Annotated in this window: 24 protein-coding genes; 6 read left to right on the top strand and 18 right to left on the bottom strand. The window is 53.3% G+C overall.

From position 1 onward, the window contains the following. Window positions 1-160: 160 nt before the first annotated feature. A complete protein-coding gene (locus HCZ99_RS16535) occupies window positions 161-2,161 on the bottom strand; it encodes an acetyl-CoA carboxylase biotin carboxylase subunit (RefSeq protein WP_167448112.1) in 2,001 nt (666 codons plus the stop codon). Window positions 2,162-2,190: 29 nt separating this feature from the next. Then, complete coding sequence (locus tag HCZ99_RS16530; protein ID WP_167448111.1) at window positions 2,191-3,723, bottom strand: acyl-CoA carboxylase subunit beta; 1,533 nt, start codon at window positions 3,721-3,723, stop codon at window positions 2,191-2,193. 434 nt (window positions 3,724-4,157) lie between these two features. Here HCZ99_RS16530 and HCZ99_RS16525 point away from each other — a divergent pair, with 434 nt between their 5' ends. Beyond that, window positions 4,158-5,144: an ABC transporter transmembrane domain-containing protein gene (locus HCZ99_RS16525; RefSeq protein WP_167448110.1), complete on the top strand. Its 987-nt coding sequence runs from the start codon at window positions 4,158-4,160 to the stop codon at window positions 5,142-5,144. Window positions 5,145-5,262: 118 nt separating this feature from the next. Here HCZ99_RS16525 and HCZ99_RS16520 read toward each other — a convergent pair whose 3' ends face one another. Next, on the bottom strand, window positions 5,263-5,982 hold the full coding sequence (locus tag HCZ99_RS16520; protein WP_254869664.1) for an ATP12 family chaperone protein: 720 nt from the start codon (window positions 5,980-5,982) through the stop codon (window positions 5,263-5,265). A 283-nt stretch (window positions 5,983-6,265) separates the two neighbouring features. On the opposite strand from HCZ99_RS16520, the gene HCZ99_RS16515 reads away from it, so the two are divergent. The 3 genes from HCZ99_RS16515 to HCZ99_RS16505 all read left to right on the top strand — a co-directional run bounded on the left by HCZ99_RS16515 (window position 6,266) and on the right by HCZ99_RS16505 (window position 8,988). Then, entirely contained in the window at window positions 6,266-7,288 is a 1,023-nt protein-coding gene (locus tag HCZ99_RS16515; protein WP_167448109.1) for an ABC transporter substrate-binding protein, read from the top strand. 126 nt (window positions 7,289-7,414) lie between these two features. Further along, a complete protein-coding gene (locus HCZ99_RS16510; RefSeq protein WP_167448108.1) occupies window positions 7,415-8,200 on the top strand; it encodes an ABC transporter ATP-binding protein in 786 nt (261 codons plus the stop codon). 17 nt (window positions 8,201-8,217) lie between these two features. Next, window positions 8,218-8,988 (top strand): ABC transporter permease, encoded by a 771-nt coding sequence (locus HCZ99_RS16505; protein ID WP_167448107.1) that lies wholly within the window; start codon window positions 8,218-8,220, stop codon window positions 8,986-8,988. Window positions 8,989-9,067: 79 nt separating this feature from the next. Here the strand turns inward: HCZ99_RS16505 and HCZ99_RS16500 are convergent, their stop codons facing one another. Then, window positions 9,068-9,901: a dienelactone hydrolase family protein gene (locus HCZ99_RS16500; protein ID WP_167448106.1), complete on the bottom strand. Its 834-nt coding sequence runs from the start codon at window positions 9,899-9,901 to the stop codon at window positions 9,068-9,070. A 269-nt stretch (window positions 9,902-10,170) separates the two neighbouring features. On the opposite strand from HCZ99_RS16500, the gene HCZ99_RS16495 reads away from it, so the two are divergent. Next, window positions 10,171-10,785, top strand: coding sequence for an HAD family hydrolase (locus HCZ99_RS16495; protein ID WP_167448105.1), 615 nt, complete (start codon window positions 10,171-10,173; stop codon window positions 10,783-10,785). A gap of 84 nt (window positions 10,786-10,869) precedes the next feature. Here HCZ99_RS16495 and HCZ99_RS16490 read toward each other — a convergent pair whose 3' ends face one another. Continuing rightward, a complete protein-coding gene (locus HCZ99_RS16490; RefSeq protein WP_167448104.1) occupies window positions 10,870-11,346 on the bottom strand; it encodes an SRPBCC domain-containing protein in 477 nt (158 codons plus the stop codon). Then, window positions 11,333-12,031 carry an HAD-IA family hydrolase gene (locus HCZ99_RS16485; protein WP_167448103.1) on the bottom strand — a complete coding sequence of 233 codons (699 nt, stop codon included), beginning with the start codon at window positions 12,029-12,031 and terminating at the stop codon, window positions 11,333-11,335. Before HCZ99_RS16485 ends, HCZ99_RS16490 begins: the two co-directional genes overlap by 14 nt. A 200-nt stretch (window positions 12,032-12,231) precedes the next feature. On the opposite strand from HCZ99_RS16485, the gene HCZ99_RS16480 reads away from it, so the two are divergent. Further along, on the top strand, window positions 12,232-12,501 hold the full coding sequence (locus tag HCZ99_RS16480) for a hypothetical protein (RefSeq protein WP_167448102.1): 270 nt from the start codon (window positions 12,232-12,234) through the stop codon (window positions 12,499-12,501). Between the two features lie 128 nt (window positions 12,502-12,629). On the opposite strand, the gene HCZ99_RS16475 is transcribed toward HCZ99_RS16480, so the two are convergent. The 12 genes from HCZ99_RS16475 to secY all read right to left on the bottom strand — a co-directional run bounded on the left by HCZ99_RS16475 (window position 12,630) and on the right by secY (window position 23,530). Beyond that, window positions 12,630-13,730, bottom strand: a complete 1,101-nt coding sequence (locus HCZ99_RS16475) for an RluA family pseudouridine synthase (RefSeq protein WP_167448101.1) — start codon at window positions 13,728-13,730, stop codon at window positions 12,630-12,632. Next, on the bottom strand, window positions 13,727-14,119 hold the full coding sequence (crcB, locus tag HCZ99_RS16470) for a fluoride efflux transporter CrcB (RefSeq protein WP_167448100.1): 393 nt from the start codon (window positions 14,117-14,119) through the stop codon (window positions 13,727-13,729). The genes HCZ99_RS16475 and crcB overlap by 4 nt, the downstream gene beginning before the upstream one ends. Before the next feature lie 156 nt (window positions 14,120-14,275). Beyond that, a complete protein-coding gene (locus HCZ99_RS16465) occupies window positions 14,276-14,842 on the bottom strand; it encodes a DUF1499 domain-containing protein (RefSeq protein ID WP_167448099.1) in 567 nt (188 codons plus the stop codon). 229 nt (window positions 14,843-15,071) lie between these two features. Continuing rightward, window positions 15,072-15,680 (bottom strand): FMN-dependent NADH-azoreductase, encoded by a 609-nt coding sequence (locus HCZ99_RS16460; RefSeq protein ID WP_175581547.1) that lies wholly within the window; start codon window positions 15,678-15,680, stop codon window positions 15,072-15,074. 115 nt (window positions 15,681-15,795) lie between these two features. Next, entirely contained in the window at window positions 15,796-17,112 is a 1,317-nt protein-coding gene (locus tag HCZ99_RS16455; RefSeq protein WP_167448097.1) for a replication-associated recombination protein A, read from the bottom strand. Between the two features lie 18 nt (window positions 17,113-17,130). After that, on the bottom strand, window positions 17,131-18,621 hold the full coding sequence (locus tag HCZ99_RS16450; RefSeq protein WP_254869663.1) for a DegQ family serine endoprotease: 1,491 nt from the start codon (window positions 18,619-18,621) through the stop codon (window positions 17,131-17,133). 231 nt (window positions 18,622-18,852) lie between these two features. Further along, on the bottom strand, window positions 18,853-19,281 hold the full coding sequence (gene rplQ, locus HCZ99_RS16445) for a 50S ribosomal protein L17 (protein WP_167448096.1): 429 nt from the start codon (window positions 19,279-19,281) through the stop codon (window positions 18,853-18,855). 188 nt (window positions 19,282-19,469) lie between these two features. Continuing rightward, window positions 19,470-20,486 carry a DNA-directed RNA polymerase subunit alpha gene (locus tag HCZ99_RS16440; protein ID WP_167448095.1) on the bottom strand — a complete coding sequence of 339 codons (1,017 nt, stop codon included), beginning with the start codon at window positions 20,484-20,486 and terminating at the stop codon, window positions 19,470-19,472. Window positions 20,487-20,604: 118 nt separating this feature from the next. Beyond that, on the bottom strand, window positions 20,605-21,000 hold the full coding sequence (gene rpsK / locus HCZ99_RS16435) for a 30S ribosomal protein S11 (RefSeq protein ID WP_167448094.1): 396 nt from the start codon (window positions 20,998-21,000) through the stop codon (window positions 20,605-20,607). A gap of 17 nt (window positions 21,001-21,017) precedes the next feature. After that, entirely contained in the window at window positions 21,018-21,386 is a 369-nt protein-coding gene (gene rpsM, locus HCZ99_RS16430) for a 30S ribosomal protein S13 (protein WP_022734167.1), read from the bottom strand. 120 nt (window positions 21,387-21,506) lie between these two features. Continuing rightward, a complete protein-coding gene (locus HCZ99_RS16425) occupies window positions 21,507-22,151 on the bottom strand; it encodes an adenylate kinase (RefSeq protein ID WP_167448093.1) in 645 nt (214 codons plus the stop codon). A gap of 32 nt (window positions 22,152-22,183) precedes the next feature. Further along, a complete protein-coding gene (gene secY, locus HCZ99_RS16420; RefSeq protein WP_167448092.1) occupies window positions 22,184-23,530 on the bottom strand; it encodes a preprotein translocase subunit SecY in 1,347 nt (448 codons plus the stop codon). Window positions 23,531-23,551 lie beyond the last annotated feature (21 nt).

Here is a 23,551-nt window from a genome sequence, read left to right as displayed (position 1 = left end):
TCCAATCGCGGGTAAAGACCCGTTTTTTGTATTTAAGTTGCCGCCGGTCTGAGTGAAAGGGGTTGAAACGCAGGCGATGTGCACTGGTTGAAAATTAAAGGCGCCGGTTGATGACAACCAGCGCCTTTATCAAACCAAGCCGTTTACGCAATCGTTTGGCTTATTCTTCTTTTTCAAACTCGATAATAATCGCATCGACCGACAGGTTGGCACCCTGCTCTGCGTGGATTTTTTTGACCACACCTTTGCTTTCGGCTTTGAGTACGTTTTCCATTTTCATGGCTTCAAGGATGCAAAGCTCTGTGCCCGGCTGGACGGTTTGGCCTTCCTCGACCGATACCTTGACCAAAAGGCCCGGCATAGGTGATTGCAGGAAGTTGGACATGTCTGGCGGGGCCTTGAACGGCATCAGTTTTTGCAAGGCGGCCACACGGGGCAGCAGCACCTTGAAACTGCGTTGAATGCCATTGGCCGACAGGCGATAACCCACCCCTTCGTGGTCGATCTGCACACAGACCGGTGTGCCGTCGATTTCACCGGCAAACATTGGATCACCGATCTTCCAATCCGATGTCACGCCGTAGCTGCGATCATTGATCGCGACAATGTAATCGCCGTTAACACCATCAAACTCGATATCAAAGGCGGTGTGATCATCACCCGAAACCGCCACCCAACTTTCGGCAACATCAAGCGGATGGTCGCTGATTTGGCCGGTAATGCCCGCATTACGCTCGGCGATCCGCTGATTGATATAGGCAGCAACCACAATCAGGGTTGCCGGATCATCGTTGGGCAAATCATCGGCCGAGAAGCCATTGGGGTATTCTTCGGCGATGAAGTTGGTGGTGATGTTACCATCTTGGAACCGTTTGTTGGCCATAACAGCGGCCAAGAACGGAATGTTGTGTGAAATACCGCGGATGTAATAGGCATCCAAGGCGGCGCGCATTTCGCCAATGGCATCATCACGGGTTTCGCCGTATGTCACCAGCTTTGCGACCATTGGGTCGTAAAACATAGAAATTTCGCCGCCTTCAAACACGCCGGTATCCACACGGACAGAGGTGCTTTCACTCGGTGGCTGATAACGGACCAAGCGCCCGGTGGAGGGCAGGAATTCGCGAAACGGATCTTCGGCATAGATGCGGGTTTCCATCGCCCAGCCGGTCAATGTCACGTCATCTTGCTTAAGTGTCAGTTCCTGGCCGTCGGCGATCTTGATCATCCATTCGACAAGGTCCTGACCGGTGATAAGTTCGGTCACCGGGTGTTCGACCTGAAGCCGGGTATTCATTTCCAAGAAGTAGAAATTTTTGTCCTTGTCGACGATGAATTCCACCGTCCCGGCCGAGCAATATTCGACAGCACGTGCCAACGCGACGGCCTGTTCGCCCATGGCTTTGCGCGTGGCGGGATCGATAAAGGGTGATGGGGCTTCTTCGACGACCTTTTGGTGGCGACGCTGGATGGAGCATTCGCGTTCGCCAAGGTAAATCGCATGGCCGTGCTTATCGGCCAGCACCTGAATTTCGATATGGCGCGGTTCGACGACGAATTTCTCGATAAACACACGGTCATCGCCAAAGGAACTGGCGGCCTCAGAGGTGGCACGTTCGAAGCCTTCGCGGCATTCGTCATCATTATGCGCAATGCGCATGCCCTTGCCGCCACCACCAGCAGAGGCCTTAAGCATCACCGGATAACCGACATCATTGGCGATTTTAACCGCCTCGTCGGTGTCCTTGATCACCCCCATATAGCCCGGCACGGTCGAAACACCGGCTTCAGCCGCAATTTTTTTGGAGGTAATTTTATCGCCCATGGCAGCAATCGCGCCATTTGGCGGGCCGATAAAGGCGATGTTTGCCGCGTCCAGCTCCTTGGCAAAGGCCTGATTTTCCGACAAGAAGCCATAGCCGGGATGGACCGCCTCTGCCCCGGTGGATTTGCAGGCATCGATGATTTTTTCCATGACCAGATAGGACTGATTGGACGGGGCCGGTCCAATATGAACCGCCTCGTCGGCCATCTGAACATGCAGGGCATTTTTATCGGCGTCGGAATAGACTGCGACGGTTTTAATGCCCATTTTGCGGGCTGATTTGATCACACGGCAGGCAATTTCACCGCGGTTGGCAATCAGGATTTTCTTAAACATTATTCTGTCTCCCAATATGACGAGGCGGCTTACAACGGAATGTTGCCGTGTTTCTTTTCCGGGTTCTGGATGTCTTTATTACGCAGCATCGCCAGTGATTTGCATACACGGCGGCGCGTACCATGGGGCATGATGACATCGTCAATGAACCCTTTGCGGCCCGCGACAAACGGGTTGGCGAATTTTTCGCGATATTCTTCGGTGCGCGCTTCGATTTTGGCCGGGTCATCCATATCCGCACGGAAGATAATTTCCACCGCGCCTTTTGGGCCCATTACGGCAATTTCGGCGGTCGGCCAAGCATAGTTCACATCACCGCGCAGATGCTTGGATGCCATAACGTCATACGCCCCGCCATATGCCTTGCGGGTAATGACAGTGACTTTCGGCACGGTGGCCTCGGCATAGGCATAAAGCAGTTTCGCACCATGTTTGATGATGCCGCCATATTCCTGTGCGGTACCCGGCATAAAGCCCGGCACATCCACAAAGGTGACAATCGGAATGTTATAGGCATCGCAGAACCGAACAAACCGGGCAGCCTTTTTTGAACTATCGATATCAAGGCAGCCGGCCAGCACCATCGGCTGATTGGCGACGATGCCAACCGTGCGACCATCCATGCGCGCCATGCCGATAATGATGTTTTTGGCGTAATCTTCCTGAATTTCAAAGAAATCGCCTTCGTCGACGACCTTTGTGATCAGTTCCTTCATGTCATAGGGCATGTTGGGATTTTCAGGGACCAGCGTATCAAGCGAGAAATCATCGCGTTTGATCGGGTCTTCACACAGCCGTGCGGGCGGATCTTCTTTGTTTGAAAGCGGCAGGAAGTCCATGAAACGCCGCGTTTGCAGCAGCAAATCCACATCATTGTCAAACGCCAGATCAGCCACACCCGATACACTTGTGTGCGTTGTCGCCCCGCCAAGCTGTTCATGGGTGACTTCTTCGTGGGTGACGGTTTTCACAACATCCGGCCCGGTCACGAACATATAGGAGCTGTCCTTGACCATGAAAATAAAGTCGGTCATGGCCGGGCTATAAACCGCCCCACCCGCGCATGGCCCCATGATCAGGGAAATCTGCGGGATCACACCGGATGCCTCGACATTGCGTTGGAACACATCAGCATAACCGGCAAGGCTTTCGACACCTTCCTGGATGCGCGCACCGCCGGAATCATTGATGCCAATCACCGGTGCGCCGACCTTCATCGCCTGATCCATGATTTTGCCGATCTTGCGCGCATGCGCCCCCGAAAGCGCGCCACCAAACACGGTGAAATCCTGCGAGAAGACAAAGACCAATCGGCCATTGATCGTGCCATGGCCGGTCACAACACCGTCGCCGGGAATGCGGTTTTCGGACATGCCGAAATCAACGCAATCATGTTCGACAAACATGTCCCATTCTTCGAAAGAGCCGGGATCAAGCAGCACGTCAATCCGCTCACGCGCGGTGAGTTTGCCTTTGGCGTGCTGATTATCGATCCGGCGCTGCCCACCGCCCATGGCGGCCTCGGCCCGCTTGGCTTCGAGTTTGGCGACAATATCTTGCATGTTGCATTTTTCCCTGCTGTGAATGGCGCTACGCACATTTCGCCCAAAGAACCTGTTCCAGAACATCAAATACCATTATTCGGTACTGGAATGCCAATTATTTTTCTCTGATCAAAGTGATGTTAAAAACCGACGTAAAACCCTGCTTTCCCTAACGTTAATGGTATCAGTGACCTGGGCATGATGTCGCGATGAACTAAAGTCTAGGCGCAGCGCCCAATCGGCCATTTGTCATAACAAACGTGAAATGGCGACCTTTGCCATCATCGCGCAGCGTGCGGCCCGGCTACGCAAAATCGCGATTTTGGGTAATTGATGGGTAGTTTCCCAATCCAACGGTGTTATCAATAACGTAAAGACAACATCCCATCGATAAAACAGAAAAACCCGTAATCGGGCGCAACAGGTTGGCTGGCTTTTAAGAGATAACGGACATGGCAAAATTAAAAATCAAACCGCGCACCATCGAGCCCACCGGCGACGATACCCCGGCCATCTCGCTTTGGCGGTATGTCTGGCGCATGAGTGGTTGGCATCAGGTCGCGGTTTGTGTGATTGCGATCATCGTCGCGTTGCTCAGCATTGCGCCAATTGAATTGCAGCGCCGCCTTGTCGATGACGCGATCAAACCACAGAATTTGGAACTGCTGACGACATTGGCGGTGATTTATGTCGCCGTGGTGGTTTGCCAAGGGGCCCTGAAATACCTGTTGCGGGTTTATGAAGGCTGGCTGAGCGAAAGTGCCATTGCCCATAACCGAAAGCACCTGACCCGCCTGCATGCCGAAAACCATACCGGTGACGACAACAGCAAAAACAGCAATGCCAGCAACGGCCGTGCGGTATCGATCATCGGCGGGGAGATTGAAAAGCTGGGCGGGTTTGTGGGCGATGGGCTGTCGCAGCCGGTGGTCAATAGCGGCATGCTGATCTTTGGGCTTGGCTATATGCTTAGCGTTGAGCCAATGGTTGGCCTGATCGGGGTGATTGCCCTGATCCCGCAAGTTGCCCTTGTCCCGGTCATTCAAAAGCAGATCAACGCCCTGATCGAAAAGCGCGTTAATAAAATGCGCGACATGAGCGACGAGCTGTCCGAACTATCCCCCGGTGAGAAAAACGATGAACAGGTCGAAACCATCAATAGCGGCATTAGCATGCTGTTTGATAACCGCATGAAGCTGTTTTTGCTGAAATTCGGCATGAAGGCGCTGATCAACTTTCTAAACGCGCTGGCACCGATCTGCGTTCTGGTCGCAGGCGGCTATTTGGTCATTCAGGGCCAAACATCGATTGGTGTCATCGTTGCCTTTATTTCCGGCTTTGATCGGATGTCATCGCCTATGCGCGAATTGCTGTCTTATTACCGCGTGGCATCACAAGCCGCTGTTCAGCATAAGATGATTGCCAATTGGATGAACTGAGCCCAACAGCACATCTAGCACATCCGTTTACGTACTAAAAAAGGAGCAGCCCCGGCTGCTCCTTTTTATCTCAAATCTCATGCATTGCGCCGCCCAATTAGGCAGTTCATAGAAAGCCCTAACGCGCCATCAGCAATTCAAGATACCGACCCGTGGCGAGGATTTCGGCGCGGTGGCGGTCGCGGCGTTCGACGGCTTCGGCGTCGTCGCCCCATTGCTCGATCGAGTATTCTTCATCCAGCAACGCGCATTCGGATGCTTCTTGGGCATTGATGCGACCATGGATCACGGCCAGTGCGACAATCACCGACCCCGACACGGTGGTCAGGTTATGCAATGCGGTCAGGTAATAATCATCAAAGCCATTGATCAGGTCCTGAATGCGCATCAGGGCATCTTCGCGTTGGCTGACCGGCATGACACCCTCGGTCACGGTCAATTCAACACCAAGTTCCTGTGCTGCCCAATCAAGAAGTGGCTGCCATGCCTTGGCTTGGCGCTCGACAAGGTCGGTCGGAAAGGCCGCGCGATAGCACAGCAAATCGGATCGGCCGTAACCGGTCAGTTCTGCGACCACGGTTGTGCGGTTGGGTCGAACACGGTCAATGGCGGTCGCGGCGCGCTGCATGATGGGCATGGTATGGGGCAGAATTTTTTCGCCCTGTGCATCCCATTCCGCAGCAATTTCACGCGCCAGCACTTCGGATGGCAGCACGAAATCGGCCTTGGCCGGGGTTTTTACCGCGCGGCCGTCAAGCTGCACGCGCCAGCCAGCACCGCCGTCATCGAAAGCAGCATCGGCCTTTTTATAAAAGCGTTTGATTGTTTGTGTAACCATGATCGCCATATGCCTAAAACCGGCGCGCGGCGCAAGTGGTTTTGGGAAAACAAAGGCGGTTCGAACGCCATTTAGGCGATTATCAAAATTTTCTGTATAATTATTGGTCATTTTACCCCATTGACCAAATATTAAACATCCCTACTGTGACAGGGAAAGATAACAAAACCGCGAAACTGCGGGACGATCATCGATATGGCATGGGCTTTGCTGTGTCGTCAGGGGATTTAATTCGGTGGCAGGGCTGCCAATAACGGTCCGAAACAGGAGAGGCTTCACGCGTATGACCAAATTCACCAACCGATTTTTAAGCGCTGCACTGGGTGTGGCTTTTGCATTTGGCGCGACGTCGGCAATGGCCGACACGGAACTGAAATTTTCGCTCGATTGGAAATATGAAGGGCCAGCGGCACCTTATATTCTGGCGAAAAAGAACGGCTATTACGCAGACGAAGGTCTTGATGTCACGATTGATTCGGGCAACGGATCTGTTGGCGCGATCACCCGGGTGGCCAGTGGCGCCTATGACGTGTCGCTTGCCGACATTAACTCGTTGGTCGAGTTTAATGCATCAAACCCGGACCGCGCCATGAAGTCGATCTTTATGGTCTATGATCGCCCACCCTTTGCGCTGTTTATGTTGAAAAAATCGGGGATCACCAAACCCGAAGATTTGGTGGGCAAAACCCTGGGTGCGCCGGTATTTGATGCATCGCGCAAACTGTATCCGGCATTTGCCGAGGCAACCGGTCTGAAACTTGACGACGTCAAATGGGAAAGCATGGACCCGCCGCTGCGTGAACCGATGTTGGTGCGCGGCGATGTTGATGCGATTTCCGGCCACTATTTCACATCGATCCTGAACCTTCAGGCGCAGGGCATTGGCAAAGAGGACCTGACCGTTTTCCAATATAAGGATTACGGCATGGACTTTTACGGCAATGGCATTCTGGCATCCCCTGACATGATGGAAAACCACCCCGAAGAACTGCGCGGCTTCTTACGCGCAGTTGTAAAGGGCTGGCGCGCGGCCATTGCCGATCCGGCATCAGCGATTGCCGCCCTTAAGGAAGTCGATCCGCTGATTGACCCATCGCTTGAACTGCAGCGTCTTCAGATGGCGATTGATGAAAATGTCGTCACCCCGGCAACCATCAAAGACGGTATGGGCCTTGTGAAAACCGACCGTATGGCCAAGGCCATCGATCAGGTTGCGCTGGCATTTGGTTTTGAAAACAAACCAAGCGTTGGCGATGTTTATACCAGCGTCTTTTTGCCGGGCGAAAAAGACCGCCAGATCAAATAAGACGCCGATAATGTCGTGAAACCGGGGCGGGCCATGTTCCTGCCCCGGTCGTTTATGACCCAAACACCAAAACCAGATTTTTGATCACAATAAAAACAACCCGGACAAGCAGGGGGAATTACTGCCGTGTCTAAAAGCTTTGTCGAACTCAATGATGTCAAACTGCGCTATAGCGAAGGCGACGATTTGGCACTTGAAACCACCAATATGAAGATCAAGAAGGGCGAGTTTGTCGCCGTTGTTGGTCCGTCAGGGTGTGGCAAATCATCCTTGCTGAAACTTGTTTCTGGCCTGATGCCACCGTCCGAGGGCACGGTTCTTGTCGATAACACGGAAGTCAATGGTCCGCTTAAGATTGTCGGCATGGCGTTTCAGAACCCGACCCTTTTGCCGTGGCGCACGACCCTTGATAACGTGTTGCTGCCCATGGAAATCGTAAAACCGCATCGCAACCGGCTGCGCAAACACCGCGCGGAATACGAAGAACGCGCACGTAAGCTTTTGGCGACGGTTGGTCTTGAAGGGCACGAAGACAAATATCCCTGGGAATTATCCGGTGGCATGCAACAGCGCGCATCCTTGTGCCGGTCGCTCATTCATGAGCCGGATCTTTTGATGCTTGATGAACCGTTTGGCGCACTTGATGCATTCACCCGCGAAGAACTGTGGGACATTTTGCAAAATCTTTGGATGGTGCGGCCCTTTACGGTCATTTTGGTGACCCATGACCTGCGCGAGGCCGCCTATTTGGCTGATACCATTTATGTAATGTCCAAACGTCCGGGTAAAATCATCGTTGCACGCGAAAACACCCTGCCGCGCCCGCGCGATCAGGAAGTGACATTTACCCAGCCTTTCACCGATCTTGTCCACGAATTGCGCAGTCACATCCGTGACGTGCGCGCAGCATAGAAAGGCGGGCAGATATCATGAACAAGAAACTTAACCTGCGCAAAGCCACCCCTTGGATCAGTGCCATTGGGCTTTTTGTCATTTGGGAACTGATCGTTCGGATTTTCAATATTCCGCCCTATGTACTGCCGACCCCGTCCGAAAGCATTATGGTCGGCTGGCAATTCCATGATGCGATCTGGATGCATGCGATCCATACGCTTTATACAACGCTGGCGGGCTTTGCCATTGCCGTGGTGTTTGGCGTGGTTCTCGGCGCCTTAGTCGGGTCCAGCCGGGCTATTTACGATGCAGCCAACCCGCTTTTGGTTGGCTTTAACTCAGTGCCCAAAGTCGCCCTGGTGCCGGTTTTGGTCATGTGGTTTGGCATTGGCACCGTACCGGCCATCATCACCGCATTCCTGATTTCGTTCTTTCCGATTGTGGTCAATGTCGCGACCGGGCTTGCAACGCTTGAGCCGGAATTGCGCGATGTTCTGCGCTCCCTTGGTGCGACCCGAAAAGACATTCTGATCAAGGTCGGCTTCCCACGTGCCATGCCCTATTTCTTTGCATCCCTTAAGGTTGCGATCACGCTGGCCTTTGTAGGGTCGGTGATTTCCGAAACCGTCGCGTCAAACGTTGGTGTTGGGTATTTGATGCTGTCGGCATCATCGAAATTCAACATGCCGCTGGTGTTTGCCGGGCTTTTGGTGATCGCGGTGATGGGGATCGTGATGTACGAAGTGTTTAACATCATCGAACGCCGATCCACCAAATGGGCCAACCGCGCCAATCAAAGCACGTAACCCCAAAGAATTTCGCACTTAAAGAAAAAAGGCCGGGCGCATTGCTCGGCCTTTGTGATTCTAAGCATGGCTTAGGGCCTTATGCAGGCTTTTTGAGATGGTATTTAAAGAACGCCATCGTGCGATCCCATGCCAGTTTGGCATCCTCGGCGTCATAGCGCCCGCCAGTTGGATTGGCAAAGGCATGGTCAGCGTCATACCAATAGAATTTATAAAGTGACTTGCCCGCGGTTTTCAGGGATTCTTCAAACCCTTCGACCATTTCCATGTTGATGTTTTTATCAAGGGTGCCGAAATGCCCCATCAAGGGGGCTGTTAAGGTCGCGACCTGTTCCGGGGTTTTATCGACATTGCCATAATAGATCACAGCCGCATCAACATCGGTGGCAAGGGCAGTATTAAGCGACCATCCGCCCCCAAAGCACCAACCGACCGAACCAACCTTGCCTGTTGAGTCCTTATGATTTTTCAAGAACTCGACCGAGGACTGTAGCTTGCGGGTCGCTACCACCGGATCAACCGATGACATCAATGCGCGCGCACCTTCGGATGTGGTTGCGGGCGGTTCGCCATACAGATCAACCGCAAGCGCGATATAGCCCTGTTTGGCATATTCCGCGGCAACGGCGCGAATTTGGTCATTTAAGCCCCACCATTCATGGATCAGTATCACGGTTGGCGCAGGCAGCGTGGCGGGCATGGCGATTTCGGCCACCATATCAACGCCTTCGGGGGTGGTGATGGTGACTTTATCGAGCATCGATCCTTGCGCATGGGCCAAGACCGGGTCTGCAAGAATAACAGCAAGTGGCAGGGCAACCGCCCCTTTTAAAAACAAACGACGCTGTTCATCGGTTGCCTTGGGTGGTGGGCCGAGATGATCATTTGAACCACATCCATCGAGCGTACACATATTCAAGCCTCCTGTGATGATCGTTTCTTTTGGATCGTGCCTTCGCCATCATTATTCGCGATGGCGGGATTGATTGGCAAATCACACGCCTGTCATCGGGGGATCGGTGCGTGCATGGTTTTCTATACGCACAAAATCACCCCAGCCGATCAATCGGACGGTTTTGCACAAAACTGCCGCTTGCGATTGGCCACGTCACCTGTTTTAACACATCAAGCATATCGACACATCACCCTTACCCATCGCCCTTTGCCGAAGCAGGAGACCCCATGCGCGAAATCGAAACCGTTCTGTTTGACCTTGGTGGTGTCCTGATCGATTGGAACCCGCGATATCTGTATCGCAAATTGTTCGATGATCAGGATGAAATGGAACATTTCCTAAGCGAGGTCTGCCACCCGCATTGGAACTTCCTGCATGACAAGGGCGCACTGAGCTTTGCCAAATCGATCCCTGATTTGCAACACCGCCACCCGGAATATAGCGATCAAATCGCGGCCTGGTGGGGCCGTTGGCCCGAAATGCTTAATGGGCAGATTGATCGCACGGTTCACGTGCTTGAGGACCTAAAAAAAGGTGGCAATGTGCGCCTGTTTGCCCTGACCAACTGGTCGGCAGAAACATGGAAATTCGCCACCGAACGGTTTGAGTTCCTTAATCTCTTCGAAGACATTTTGGTGTCGGGCGAAGAAAAACTCGCAAAACCGGACCCACGTATTTTTGAACTGGCCTGTGCGCGGTTTAATTTGAACCCGCGGGAAACCCTGTTCATTGATGACGTCGAAAAAAACATCCAACAGGCGCGCGAACTGGGCTTTATGACCCACTGGTTTAGCGACCCGGTCAAACTGCGCCGTCAATTGATCGAAGATCGCGTGATTTAAGTCACCCCGCGTTAGAGGCACCAATAACAAAGGGCACCTTTTAAGGTGCCCTTTTTACGATTTGCCATCTGAAACCAAAGTCGGTCAGCGGCGCTTTTCACACAGATGATTGGCAAAGCATTCGCCAAAGGCACGTTCCCACCCTTTGAGGTAGCCCTCACGCAAGGCCGGGGCGATATCGCCGACATTTTGCCAATCCTTATGCTCCAGCCGGATTTGGCAGCGGCCAAAGGCATTCATATCAAATGAAACAGCCACACGGGTATAATCGCCTTCGTCCCAACCCGGATGCCAGGTAAAGGCAAGATGTTCACCCGGTTGCCAAATTTCGATACGGCCCCATAAAACGTTATCACGCCCACGCGCACGTTCGACGATCTCGCCGCCAAGGCCCGGATGCATATCAACCGAAATGCAGTCCTTTTTTGACAGGGTATGGGTATCGGTCGGCCACCACTGTCCAAATTCATTGGCAAAGGCGTCAAACGCGTGATCGGGATCAATCGCCACGGTCAGTTCAAATGTTATCGGTGCAAGTTCCGGGTTCTTAAGCGGCGTCACAGTCAACTTCCCAAATACGATCTAGTACAGATGGCAGTTCATCAAAATGGCGGATCACCGCATGCGCGCCCGATGCGGTCAGGGTTTCAACATCATGATATCCCCATGCCACACCAATGGCGATCATGCCAGCAGCACGGCCCATTTCGATATCATAGCTGGTATCGCCAACAATAACAGCATTCGGCGCATCAGCGCCCGTTTCGTCAAGTGCCTGCATCAACATGGATGGATGGGGCTTTGACGGGTGATTATCGCAGGTCTGCAAGGTGACAAACCGACCATCAAGTTCATTGCGCGCCAAAACCGCATCAAGACCACGGCGGGCTTTACCCGTTGCCACACCAAGCAACCATTGGCGGCGATCAAGTTCATCAAGAACTTCGCGCACCCCAGGAAACAACGGCTCGTGAAAATCGGGGCGCTGACGCAGGTTAAAGAACGCGTTTTTATAGGCGGCGGTAACCCCCTCAATCACGTCATCGGTAACCCGGCGCGGTGCAGCCAATTTTGCAATCGCCTCTGGCAGGCTCAGACCAATGATTGTGCGGGTTTTTTCCAGCCCAGGGCAATCAAGGCCGTACTCGGCAAAGGCGTTATCCATGCAATGCGCAATCGCATGCTGGCTATCGACCAAGGTTCCATCACAATCAAATACGACAAGTCTGAGCGGTTCAGTGGCCATTAGCATTCTTTCATTCTGTTTTATGCGTCGCGCAGACTAGTCGAAACCACATCAAAGATCGAGTCTTGTGCGCCTGCATATCAGAGGCATTTGTTGCTTTGCCCAAAGCACTAGAAACCAATGGTTAACTACAAACCCATTCCGCACACCCTTGACGTGCAGTATACTAAAGCTCCAGCGCATAACCGCGGAGACAGATCATGCTTACCCTGCGCGACTGTATCGATTTTAGCGACCTGCGCGAGGAAGAAATCCTTGCGATTGCCGAATGCGAACATATGCCGGTTTTATCCGCCCTTGAAGAAGGCGAAAGCATGGTGCATTCGCCAAGTGGGCGCAAACGCATTGCCGTAATGATCAAAAGTCAGGCCGAGATGTGCGAACTGACGGGCAATACCATCCACGCCAGACATCTGCGCCGCGTTCATGATGCCTTTATCAGCCGTTTCCGATCACCCCAACGCCGATAGCCGTGCTCCCCACCTGTGCGCTCTAAGACGCGCATGGGGCCGCATGCGATTGGCAACCTGCCGAAACGTAAAAAGCCGGCGCACGTTGCGCCGACTTTTTGATGGTCTCACCAGAATGACGTTCCGACTTATCTTTTTCGCAAACGCGACGGTTTCGCCTTTGGTTTTGGCTTTTCTTCCTTTTCCCGGTGAATTTCCGGGGTCAGGAATTTGGTCGGCGTTTTAGGATCGAAATTCAACGCCTTTAAGCTATCGGCGAAATGCTCTGGCACCGGGGCTTCGATCACCACGCGATGGCCGGTGACCGGATGGGGGAAATCAATCGCACGGGCATGCAGATGCATGCGGTTCGACATCCCATCGATAAAGGCCTTTGCCCCACCATATTTGCCATCGCCCAAGATAGGGCATTCCATGGCTTCGCAGTGAGCGCGCAATTGGTGGGTACGGCCGGTCAATGGTGACAAGGCCAACCACGCGGCGCGACGTCCGGCACGGTGTAGCTGACGATAAACCGTCTGGGCTGATTTACCCTGCTTTTCGTCGATGACCATCTTTTCCCCGCCCTTGCCAGCAAGCTTTGCCAGCGGCGCATCAATCAGGCCTTCGCGTTCATCCGGTGCGCCAGTGACAATCGCCCAATATAATTTGCGGGTCGATTTATCCTTAAACGCCTTGGTCAGTGCATGTGCCGCCGAGGACGAGCGCGCCAACAAAAGAACACCACTGGTATCCTTATCAAGACGATGCACCAGTTTCGGGCGTTCTTTACTATCAAGTTTCAGCGCATCAAGCATGCCATCAACGTGAACGGACGTATTGGTCCCGCCCTGCACGGCCAGACCGGCGGGCTTATTGATCGCCATGACAACTTCGTCATAGAACAAGACAGAATCGCGCAATGCCTGAAGTTCTTCTTCGCTGGCATTGGATTTTGCTGGCCCCGATTGTTTGTGGGATGAATTGTCACCACCACTATAATCGCCGTCTTTGGTCCATGGCTCCGCCCCGCCGCCAGACATCACAGGGATGGGGGGCACACGAATTTCCTGGCCTGGCTCAACCCGCTGGTTGGCCTTGGCACGTTTGCCATCGACACGGATCTGGCCGCCGCGCAGAAACTTTTGGACCTGCCCGAATGTAAACTCAGGACAGTTGCGCTTAAACCAACGATCAAGCCGAATGTCGGCGTCGTCAGCCTTGACCTTGCGCAGAGTGACACCACTCATTGCAGAATACCCCTTACCAGCGCGATTGCGCCAAACAGTGCGGAAATGCCGACCACAACGGAAACCATGACATAAAGGGCCGAAAGCCCTAAACTGCCGCGTTCATATAGGGTCGCAACATCCAGCGAAAAAGTCGAAAAGGTTGTAAATGCCCCCAAGAACCCGGTGACAAGCAGTGCGCGCACTTCTGGCGTCAGCGATAGTTTAAGCGCTGACAGCTCAATAAGTGCCCCCATCAGGAACGACCCGACAATATTGACGGTCAAAGTTCCCCAAGGAAAGCCACTGCCCATGATCGAGCCCATCATAACCGACACACTATGACGTGCGACAGCACCAATGGCCCCGCCCAAGGCAATCGAAGCGATTAACAACGGTGAAAAATGCATGGCGCGGAACCTATTCGCTCAAAGATCAAAAGTCACGTGTGAAAACATCATAGGCCCAAGGCAATATCAGGGTTTAAAGCCCCTACTCACGATATCTGGGCACATTTGGTGCCGTTATCAGACATCAGTACGGTCAATTTTTCAATCAACACCGAATTAGCCTTTGGACGCTGCGGACTTTGCATGCGTCGCATCAAGGGATTTAGTCACATCGGCCAACCACGCCCGCGTGCGGTTTTCATTTTTGTTGAAATCCCCCATGCCGTACACCGATTGGGCAAACAAACAGAATGTCGTTTCTGGCCCATCAGACGACGTTTGTTGCGTTTGGGTGGGGACCGCCATCAGCTTGACCTCGACCCAATCAGGAAACTGAAGAACCGGGCTGCGCGCAAGAAACCGTAAATGTTGTGCTTCTGCACTGCCGCTGACCAGTTTCATGTCATGTTTGGGTGCGGTTTCGATCAGGGCATCGCTTAGGTCATCAATCGACGCGTTAAACTGCGGGCTTTCCATCTGCCGATCGCTTCCGGGCAGCATTTGTTTGGGGCAGGATATGAAATAGTTGGGTGCTTCGGGCAATGTCGCATCAGCGCCAAACTGAAACTGTGGTGGCTGGCCCGCATCAAGCATCATTGCCAGCATCCCGGAAAACCGCAGAACGGCATATATTCCGGCCAACACAAGACACACCCAAATCAAAATTGCCGTCAAACGTTTCACCCGTTTTCTCACCTGATTGAAACACCAAACGGCGCATCCAAACATGTGATCCGCCGCATGACAGCAGCCTAGCGCGAAACGTCTTGAATCAAAATGCCCAACTGCAAAAAACAGTTGGGCATTTTATTAAAAACCGGCAACCAACGACGATGTCGGGGGGACGCGAAGCCGTCAGTCGCCGGTTAACCTTAACAGGCCCTATGCAAAAGGCCGGTCTTGGCTTGTGTCTTTAGGCAGCAGCCGGAAGCGACGCGGCTTCGACATTGGCCATCGCGCGTTCCATGGCTTCTTTCGGATTTACCGCAAAGCCAGATGCGTCGATGATTTCAACGTCGGTAATGCCGATAAAGGCAAGAACCTGCTTCATGTAAGGGGATGCGAAATCAGCCTGGCTGTGAACCGGAACACCGCCAGTTGAGACAACGACATAGGCCTTTTTGCCGGTCAAAAGACCAACAGGGCCGTTGTCGGTGTACTGGAAGGTCACACCAACACGGGCAATCATGTCGACCCATGCTTTAAGCGTGGACGGAACTGCAAAGTTGTACATCGGCGCGCCGATAACCAGAACGTCGGCAGCTTTTACTTCGTCAACCAATGCGTCAGAGGTTTTGATAACCTGTTTCTGATCTTCGGAGCGGGACTCTGCCGGGGTGTAAAACGCACCAACGATTTCACCGGTCAGGGCCGGGATCTGGCCGTCGCCGCTCAGATTGCGTTCAACAACATTGGTTGTGTCGCTTGCAGCAGCAATACGTTCGATCAGTTTCGATGCGATCTGACGGGAATTTGAATTCTCACCATTTACCGAGGAATTCACGTGCAGAATATGCGTCATTTTCAATCTCCAAGTCCGGGGTCAATTTGTTGCCCTGACATTACTTGGGTTCAATTGAAATGATTATCCTGCGAATTTTCACCACATTGTTTCCATTTCGACAACGAACCGCGGGTTAGCCCTTCTCGCCGCGGGCTTTTTGCCGTTCCTTGCGCAACCGATCGAAATAATCGACACGCTTTTTTAGATCGCGCTCAAAACCGCGTTCAACCGGTTCATAGAAATTCTGACGGCGCATGCCTTCGGGGAAATAGTTCTGTCCGGAAAATCCGTCTTTTTGGTCATGGTCATAGGCATATCCGGTGCCATAGCCAATATCGGCCATCAGTTTGGTTGGCGCATTCAGGATATGAGCCGGCGGCATCAGTGATCCAGTTTCACGCGCAATCTTGAGCGACTTTTTATAAGCCGCGTAACCCGCATTCGATTTCGGGGCGAGTGCCAGATAAATTACCGCCTGTGCCAAGGCCAGCTCACCTTCGGGGCTGCCAAGGCGTTCATAGGATTCCCAGGCACCAATACAAAACTGCTGGGCTTGCGGATCGGCAAGGCCGATATCCTCAACCGCCATACGGGTCAGGCGACGGGCCAGGAATTTGGGGTCCTCGCCCCCGGCCAACATGCGGTTAAACCAATAAAGGGCCGCATCCGGGTCAGACCCACGAATGGATTTATGCAGCGCACTGATCAGGTTGTAATGACTGTCATCGCCCTTATCATAAATCGGCATGCGCTTTTGTACAGTACGCGCCAATTCGGCAACGCCCAATGGACCGTCTTCGTCACTGGGCGGCATCGAAAACAGTTCTTCCGCCATGTTCAGGCAGTAACGCCCATCGCCATCGGCCATGGCGCGCAGGGTTTCACGTGCTTCTTGCGTGACTGGCAGCTCAAACCCCATTTCCTTTTCCGCACGCACCAGAAGCTCTTCAAGGCCCTGATCGTCAAGGCGCTTAAGCACCAGCACCTGACAGCGCGATAAAAGGGCTGCATTCAGCTCAAAGGATGGGTTTTCGGTGGTCGCGCCGATCAGGGTGATGGTGCCGTCTTCGACATAGGGCAAAAAGCTATCTTGCTGTGCCTTGTTGAAACGGTGGATTTCATCGATGAACAACAAGGTTGCCCCACCGGTCGACCGGCGCCCCCGCGCACGATCAAACACCTTGCGCAGGTCCGCCACCCCGGAAAAGATCGCCGACAAAGGTTCAAACGCCATGTCGGCTACATCCGCCATCAAGCGGGCCAATGTTGTTTTGCCACAGCCAGGCGGCCCCCACAGCACGACCGATGGGACGCGCCCGGTTTTAATCATCCGGGTGATCGGACCATCGTCACCAAACAGATGTCCCTGCCCGACCACTTCGTCGAGTTTCGCCGGGCGTAATCTGTCGGCCAAAGGGCGCGATACCTGACTTTCAAACAGGGAAACCATAGGGGGCCTTGCTGTTGGTTAAAGGGTGAACTCGCCAGTCAAAACTTTGCCATCGCGTTTGACGGTAATCTTCCAGTTCTTTCTGCGCGCGCCTGCTTTGACAACTTCGTTCAGGCGTGCGACCGAGTCAATTGTTTCGCCATTGACCTCAATAATATAGTCACCTGGCTGCAAACGTGCACGTCGTGCAAGACTGTCACGCGCAACCCCCAACACAACCACGCCTTCGGACAAGGTTGGAACGCCCACCTCATCGGCCAAGGCCGGGTTCATATTAGCGACCTTTGCACCACTGAACGGGTTTTCGCCGTTAATGATGGTTTCTTCGCGTGCGGGCGTTTCGGGCGCCACTTCAAGCGGCAAGCTCAGCTCCAACGCCTTGCCCCGACGCAGCACTGAAAGCTTTGCCTCGCCGGTAAGCTCAAGCGTGGCAACGCGGAATTTAAGTTCATTGGGATTATCGACCGCAAGGCCATTAACCGCCACAACCACGTCACCGGGATGAAGCCCGCCGCGGTCGGCTGGGCTGCCGTCGCGGATTTCACTGATCAACACACCATGCGGACGATCAAGATCAAGCGAGGACGCAAGATCGGCGGTAACCCCCTGCCCGGCGGCACCAAGCCATGGACGACGCAAATCACCGCTAATGAGGCCGCGCATCACCACCTTGACCATATTGACCGGCACGGCAAAACCAATGCCGTTCGACCCGCCTGATTTTGTAAAGATCGCCGAGTTCACACCGATCAGCTTTCCTTCGATATCAATCAACGCCCCGCCAGAGTTACCGGGGTTAATCGCCGCATCGGTTTGGATAAAGGATTGATAATCTTGCCCGGTAACACCGGCACGGGCCAAGCCCGATACAATGCCGCTGGTCACGGTTTGACCAACCCCAAACGGGTTACCAATGGCCAGAACGAAGTCGCCGACTTCGACCGCGTCCGAATCGCCAAACTTAACAGCGGGAAGTTCGCTATCGACATCGCGCAGTTTTAAAACGGCAAGGTCAGTACGCTCGTCCGAACCGACCAAATCGGCATCAAATTCGCGGTTATCATGCAAGACAACGCGAATTTCGCTGGCGCCGTTCACAACGTGATGGTTGGTGACGATTGTTCCGTCACTCGAAACAATCACCCCGGAACCAAGCGAACGTTCAACACGTTGGCGCGGTGCGCCAAACGCCCCGCCGAAGCGATCCCCAAAAAACTGATTAAAGAACGGATCGTTGAAAAATGGCGACCGCGCGCGTTCGGACACGACCTTTTTGGTATAGATGTTCACAACCGCCGGCGCAGTTTGTTTGACCAACGGCGACAGCGACATTTTAATTTCAGTGTTGCTTGTCGGAAGGCGTCTGTCATCACTTTGCGCATGGGCCACACCACTAGGGCCCGCAATTGCCATCAGGCAGGTTGCCGCAATCGTGAAAATGGTCGGGATCCATCTTGCTTGCACGTCGGTTACTCTCATCGCTGTCAGGTTATCTGATTTGAACTGCATTTGGCGGAATGGCCAACAGCACGTCCTGGCGCGGTTTGGAACATCGCAACAGGGCGCATCATCAATTAGGGAATTCAGAACTGCCGCGCAACCTTGGCAGAAATATGAACAAAGTTGCGAAATACTAAATTACGGCGCGTACCGTGACAAATGGCCAAGGATAGCGCCAAAAGAAAACGGGCGACACCGTGTGGCGCCGCCCGTTTCTATTTCTGAAAGGCAGAAGCGTGCTTATTCAGCAGCTTCGTCACCTTCGCCCTCTGCTTCTACACGAGCGCGGTCTTCCGCACCCTTTGCATCCGCATTGCGATCAACAAGCTCGATCACAGCAACCGGTGCGGCATCGCCGTAACGGAAGCCAGCTTTAAGAACGCGGGTGTAACCACCAGAACGCTCTTTGTAACGGTCAGCGATTTCGCCGAACAGTTTAGCTACGATTTTGTCATCACGCAGGATCGAAATGGCCTGACGGCGTGCATGCAGGTCGCCCCGCTTGCCCAGCGTAATCAGTTTTTCGACGTACGGGCGAAGATCTTTGGCCTTCGGAAGAGTGGTTTTGATCTGCTCGTGGGTGAGCAGCGAAACTGCCATATTGGCAAACATCGCCTTACGATGAGACGACGTACGATTAAGTTTACGGCCGTGCATACCGTGACGCATGGTAACTCTCCTTAATAACCTGGCTTCGCTCACGAAACCGATTGTAAAACCGCGCCGCCACCCTGAACAAAGTCAGGTCATGTACGTGCGGTGTGGGCAACTAGCCCGCCGGAAACGCCAAACAATTCGGATTTTCCGGTTTGAAGCATAAATGCTTCGATCACGACCCGAAGGCCGAAGACCCGTTATTAAAACGGATCTTCGAACTTACGAGCGAGTTCTTCGATATTTTCCGGCGGCCAACCGCCGACTTCCATACCGAGATGCAAGCCCATCTGAGCCAGAACATCTTTGATTTCGTTCAGAGATTTACGGCCGAAGTTCGGCGTGCGAAGCATTTCTGCTTCGGATTTCTGAACAAGATCACCGATATAGATGATGTTGTCGTTCTTCAGGCAATTTGCCGAGCGGACCGAAAGTTCAAGCTCGTCAACCTTACGAAGAAGGTTACGGTTGAACGGAAGTTCGTCTTCTTTTTTCTCTTCGACAACCGCTTCTGGTTCTTCGAAGTTAACGAACAACGACAGCTGGTCCTGAAGGATACGGGCTGCCAAGGCAACCGAATCTTCCGGGGTCAACGCGCCGTTGGTTTCAACGGTGAGTGACAGCTTGTCAAAATCGGTATCCTGACCAACACGGGTGTTTTCCACCTTGTAGGCCACTTTACGGATCGGGCTGAAGATTGCATCGATCGGAATAAGACCAATCGGCGCATCAGAAGACGCATGACCGCTTGCTGCGACATAACCTTTACCGTTATCGACGGTAAATTCGATGTTCAGCGTTGCACCATCATCAAGATGGCAAAGTTCGAGATCCGGGTTAAGGATTTCGATGTCTGCACCGGTCTGAATCTGACCTGCGGTGACGGCACCAGGGCCGGTCGCCTTCAGGGTCATTTTTTTCGGACCTTCGGCATGCATACGCACACCCATGGTCTTGATGTTCAAGATGATGTCGGTGACATCTTCACGGACACCCGGGATCGACGAAAATTCGTGCAATACGCCGTCGATCTGGATCGCGGTAACCGCCGAACCCTGGAGCGACGACAGAAGAATGCGACGCAGCGCGTTACCCAGAGTCTGACCAAAACCGCGCTCCAGCGGTTCCGCCACGATCGTACCAACGCGGCTGGCGTCTGTACCCGGAGTAACATCAAGCTTGGTCGGCTTAATCAGTTCCTGCCAGTTCTTTTGAATCACGAGACCCACCTTCGCAACTGGAGCCTATATAAGGAGAGCAAGTTTTGCCCTCATGAGAAACGCGAAGGGGCCCGGCTGCACCGGGCCCAAACGCGGGGTCGTCCGCAGATCGACGCGATTAAACGCGACGACGCTTACGCGGACGGCAACCGTTGTGCGGAATCGGCGTTACGTCTTTGATAGACGTAATCGTGAAACCAACAGCCTGAAGCGCACGCAGTGCAGATTCACGTCCCGAACCCGGGCCTTTAACCTGTACTTCAAGAGTTTTCATGCCGTGTTCAGCAGCTTTTTTACCTGCATCTTCGGCAGCCATCTGTGCGGCATACGGAGTTGATTTACGCGAACCGCGGAAACCCATACCACCAGCGGTCGACCAGGAAATGGTATTTCCCTGAACGTCGGAGATGGTAATCATCGTGTTGTTGAAGGTCGCGTTTACGTGCGCGATACCATTCGTAATATTCTTGCGCTCGCGACGACGTACACGAGTCTGCTGAGGAGCTTTCGCCATTGTCTCTGTCCCCTACCTTACTTCTTCTTGCCTGCGATCGGCTTAGCCGGTCCCTTACGGGTGCGAGCGTTGGTGTGGGTACGCTGACCGCGTACCGGGAGACCGCGACGATGACGCAGGCCGCGATAGCTGCCCAGGTCCATCAGACGTTTAATGTTCATTGCGGTTTCACGACGAAGGTCGCCTTCGACGGTGTAATCAGCGTCGATGACTTCACGAACCTTGAGAACCTGGTCATCAGACAACTGATGAACACGGGTTGCTGCTTCGATTCCAACCTTAGCGCAAATTTCTTTAGCTTTCGCCGGGCCAATGCCGGTGATGTAGGTAAGCGCAATCACGACGCGTTTAGCAGTCGGGATGTTCACGCCAGCAATACGAGCCACTGTGTGAGACTCCTGTTTCCTGTTAACAAACCCTGCGGCAGATCCGGTTGGGTAGAGCGTCGCAAAAGCGGGCCAGCATTACTGCCAACCCGCCAGCAAAAAAACGCCCTGCCCGGGAAATTACCCCAGGATGGCTTCAATCTCGCGCGTAACTTCGTCGATTTCTGCCATCCCGTCAACTGTTTTCAGCTTACCGACCTTTTCATAGTAAGGAATGATCGGTGCTGTTTGCTTGTGATAAGCTTCCAGTCGCGATGTGACAGTCTCGGCGTTGTCGTCTGCACGACGTTTGAATTCGGTGCTTTGACAAACGTCGCAGACACCTTCTTCAACCGGTTTCTGGAACTGATCGTGGTATCCCTGCCCGCATTTAGCACAGGTGTAGCGACCGACAACACGGGCCACCAACGCTGCATCATCCACACGCAGTTCAATCACATAATCAAGTGCCAATCCTTTGGTTTCCAGCATAATGTCCAGGGCTTCTGCCTGGGCGGTTGTGCGTGGGAACCCGTCCAGGATGAAACCATTTTTGGTGTCATCCTGATCAAGTCTTTCGGAAATCAAGCCGATCATCAGATCGTCGGATACGAGTTGCCCCTTATCCATGACTTCCTTTGCCTTCAGCCCCAGTGGCGTACCAGCAGCAACCGCCGCACGGAGCATGTCACCCGTTGAGAGCTGGATCATGCCGCGTCCTGTTTCAAGACGCTTTGCCTGGGTACCCTTGCCCGCACCGGGAGGGCCAAGAAGGATAATATTCATATTCGTGTCCCCCTGAAGTCCGTGGCCGCTCGTTAACGGCGGCGACCACGTAGTTTGGATTTCTTGATCAGGCCTTCATACTGGTGCGCCAGCATATGAGACTGAACCTGTGCAACGGTATCCATCGTAACCGTGACAACGATCAGCAAGCTAGTCCCACCAAAGTAGAAGGGCACAGACCATTCTGCGATGAGAATCTCTGGCAAGATACAGACAAATGCCAGATAAGCCGCACCGATAACCGTCAAACGGGTCAGAATGAAATCCAGATAGTTCGCGGTATTTTTACCCGGACGGATCCCCGGAATAAAGCCACCGTGTTTTTTCAGGTTATCTGCCGTTTCTTCCGGGTTGAAAACAACCGCAGTATAGAAGAAGGCAAAGAAGACAATCAGGCCGATGTAAAGCGCGATATAAAGCGGCTGTCCACGACCAAGCAATGCGGTTGCCGTTGTCAGCCACGCGGGTGCATCAGCACCGGTGGTGAACTGTGCCACCGAAAGCGGCATCAGAAGCAACGAGCTAGCAAAGATCGGCGGGATCACACCGGCAGTGTTGATCTTAAGCGGCAGGTGCGAGCTCTGACCCTCCATAACCTTCATGCCAACTTGGCGTTTGGGGTACTGGATCAGAACGCGGCGCTGCGCACGTTCAACAAAGACGATGAAAGCAATAACCGCGATCGCAACAACGATGATCGAGATGATCGCCGGGGCGGAAATCGCACCCGTACGGCCAAGTTCCAAAGTACCGGCAATCGCGCTGGGCAGACCGGCAACAATACCGGTGAAGATGATCAGCGAAATACCGTTACCAATGCCACGCTGGGTGATCTGTTCACCAAGCCACATCAGGAACATGGTGCCACCGACAAGGGTCACAACAGCGGTAAAGCGGAAGAACATGCCCGGATCATGAACAGCAGCACCGGTTGAACCGGTCATGCTTTCAAGACCAACAGCAATCCCCCATGCCTGTACCGTTGCAATCACAACTGTCAGATAGCGGGTATATTGATTAATTTTTTTGCGGCCCTGCTCGCCTTCTTTCTTGAGAGCCTCAAGAGAGGGCGAAACGGTCGTCATCAACTGGATGATAATCGAGGCCGAGATATATGGCATGATATTAAGCGCAAAGATCGTCATACGACCCAGCGCACCACCGGCGAACATGTCAAACATGCCCAGAACGCCGCCTGCATTCTGACGGAAAATGTCAGCAAGAATGGACGGGTCAACACCAGGAACCGGAATATAAGTCCCCAGACGGTATACAATAAGCGCGCCCAACGTGAACCAGATACGCTTTTTAAGCTCGGTCGACTTAGTAAAAGACGACCAGTTCAGGTTCGCGGCAAGCTGCTCGGCGGCCGATGCCATGCACTCATCTCCCAATACACT

It is taken from the genome of Thalassospira lucentensis (assembly GCF_011806425.1).
GTDB lineage: Bacteria > Pseudomonadota > Alphaproteobacteria > Rhodospirillales > Thalassospiraceae > Thalassospira > Thalassospira lucentensis_B.
The sequence above is the reverse complement of the archived record's forward strand: the minus strand, read 5'-3'. Positions and strand labels throughout refer to the sequence as shown.

What these genes read in the sequence shown, in the direction of transcription:
- HCZ99_RS16535 (WP_167448112.1), bottom strand. Translation starts at nt 2,161, where the DNA reads ATGTTTAAGAAAATCCTGATTGCCAACCGCGGTGAAATTGCCTGCCGT.
- HCZ99_RS16530 (WP_167448111.1), bottom strand. Translation starts at nt 3,723, where the DNA reads ATGCAAGATATTGTCGCCAAACTCGAAGCCAAGCGGGCCGAGGCCGCC.
- HCZ99_RS16525 (WP_167448110.1), top strand. Translation starts at nt 4,158, where the DNA reads ATGGCAAAATTAAAAATCAAACCGCGCACCATCGAGCCCACCGGCGAC.
- HCZ99_RS16520 (WP_254869664.1), bottom strand. Translation starts at nt 5,982, where the DNA reads ATGGTTACACAAACAATCAAACGCTTTTATAAAAAGGCCGATGCTGCT.
- HCZ99_RS16515 (WP_167448109.1), top strand. Translation starts at nt 6,266, where the DNA reads ATGACCAAATTCACCAACCGATTTTTAAGCGCTGCACTGGGTGTGGCT.
- HCZ99_RS16505 (WP_167448107.1), top strand. Translation starts at nt 8,218, where the DNA reads ATGAACAAGAAACTTAACCTGCGCAAAGCCACCCCTTGGATCAGTGCC.
- HCZ99_RS16500 (WP_167448106.1), bottom strand. Translation starts at nt 9,901, where the DNA reads ATGTGTACGCTCGATGGATGTGGTTCAAATGATCATCTCGGCCCACCA.
- HCZ99_RS16495 (WP_167448105.1), top strand. Translation starts at nt 10,171, where the DNA reads ATGCGCGAAATCGAAACCGTTCTGTTTGACCTTGGTGGTGTCCTGATC.
- HCZ99_RS16485 (WP_167448103.1), bottom strand. Translation starts at nt 12,031, where the DNA reads ATGGCCACTGAACCGCTCAGACTTGTCGTATTTGATTGTGATGGAACC.
- HCZ99_RS16480 (WP_167448102.1), top strand. Translation starts at nt 12,232, where the DNA reads ATGCTTACCCTGCGCGACTGTATCGATTTTAGCGACCTGCGCGAGGAA.
- HCZ99_RS16475 (WP_167448101.1), bottom strand. Translation starts at nt 13,730, where the DNA reads ATGAGTGGTGTCACTCTGCGCAAGGTCAAGGCTGACGACGCCGACATT.
- crcB (WP_167448100.1), bottom strand. Translation starts at nt 14,119, where the DNA reads ATGCATTTTTCACCGTTGTTAATCGCTTCGATTGCCTTGGGCGGGGCC.
- HCZ99_RS16460 (WP_175581547.1), bottom strand. Translation starts at nt 15,680, where the DNA reads ATGACGCATATTCTGCACGTGAATTCCTCGGTAAATGGTGAGAATTCA.
- HCZ99_RS16455 (WP_167448097.1), bottom strand. Translation starts at nt 17,112, where the DNA reads ATGGTTTCCCTGTTTGAAAGTCAGGTATCGCGCCCTTTGGCCGACAGA.
- HCZ99_RS16450 (WP_254869663.1), bottom strand. Translation starts at nt 18,621, where the DNA reads ATGCAGTTCAAATCAGATAACCTGACAGCGATGAGAGTAACCGACGTG.
- rplQ (WP_167448096.1), bottom strand. Translation starts at nt 19,281, where the DNA reads ATGCGTCACGGTATGCACGGCCGTAAACTTAATCGTACGTCGTCTCAT.
- rpsK (WP_167448094.1), bottom strand. Translation starts at nt 21,000, where the DNA reads ATGGCGAAAGCTCCTCAGCAGACTCGTGTACGTCGTCGCGAGCGCAAG.
- HCZ99_RS16425 (WP_167448093.1), bottom strand. Translation starts at nt 22,151, where the DNA reads ATGAATATTATCCTTCTTGGCCCTCCCGGTGCGGGCAAGGGTACCCAG.
- secY (WP_167448092.1), bottom strand. Translation starts at nt 23,530, where the DNA reads ATGGCATCGGCCGCCGAGCAGCTTGCCGCGAACCTGAACTGGTCGTCT.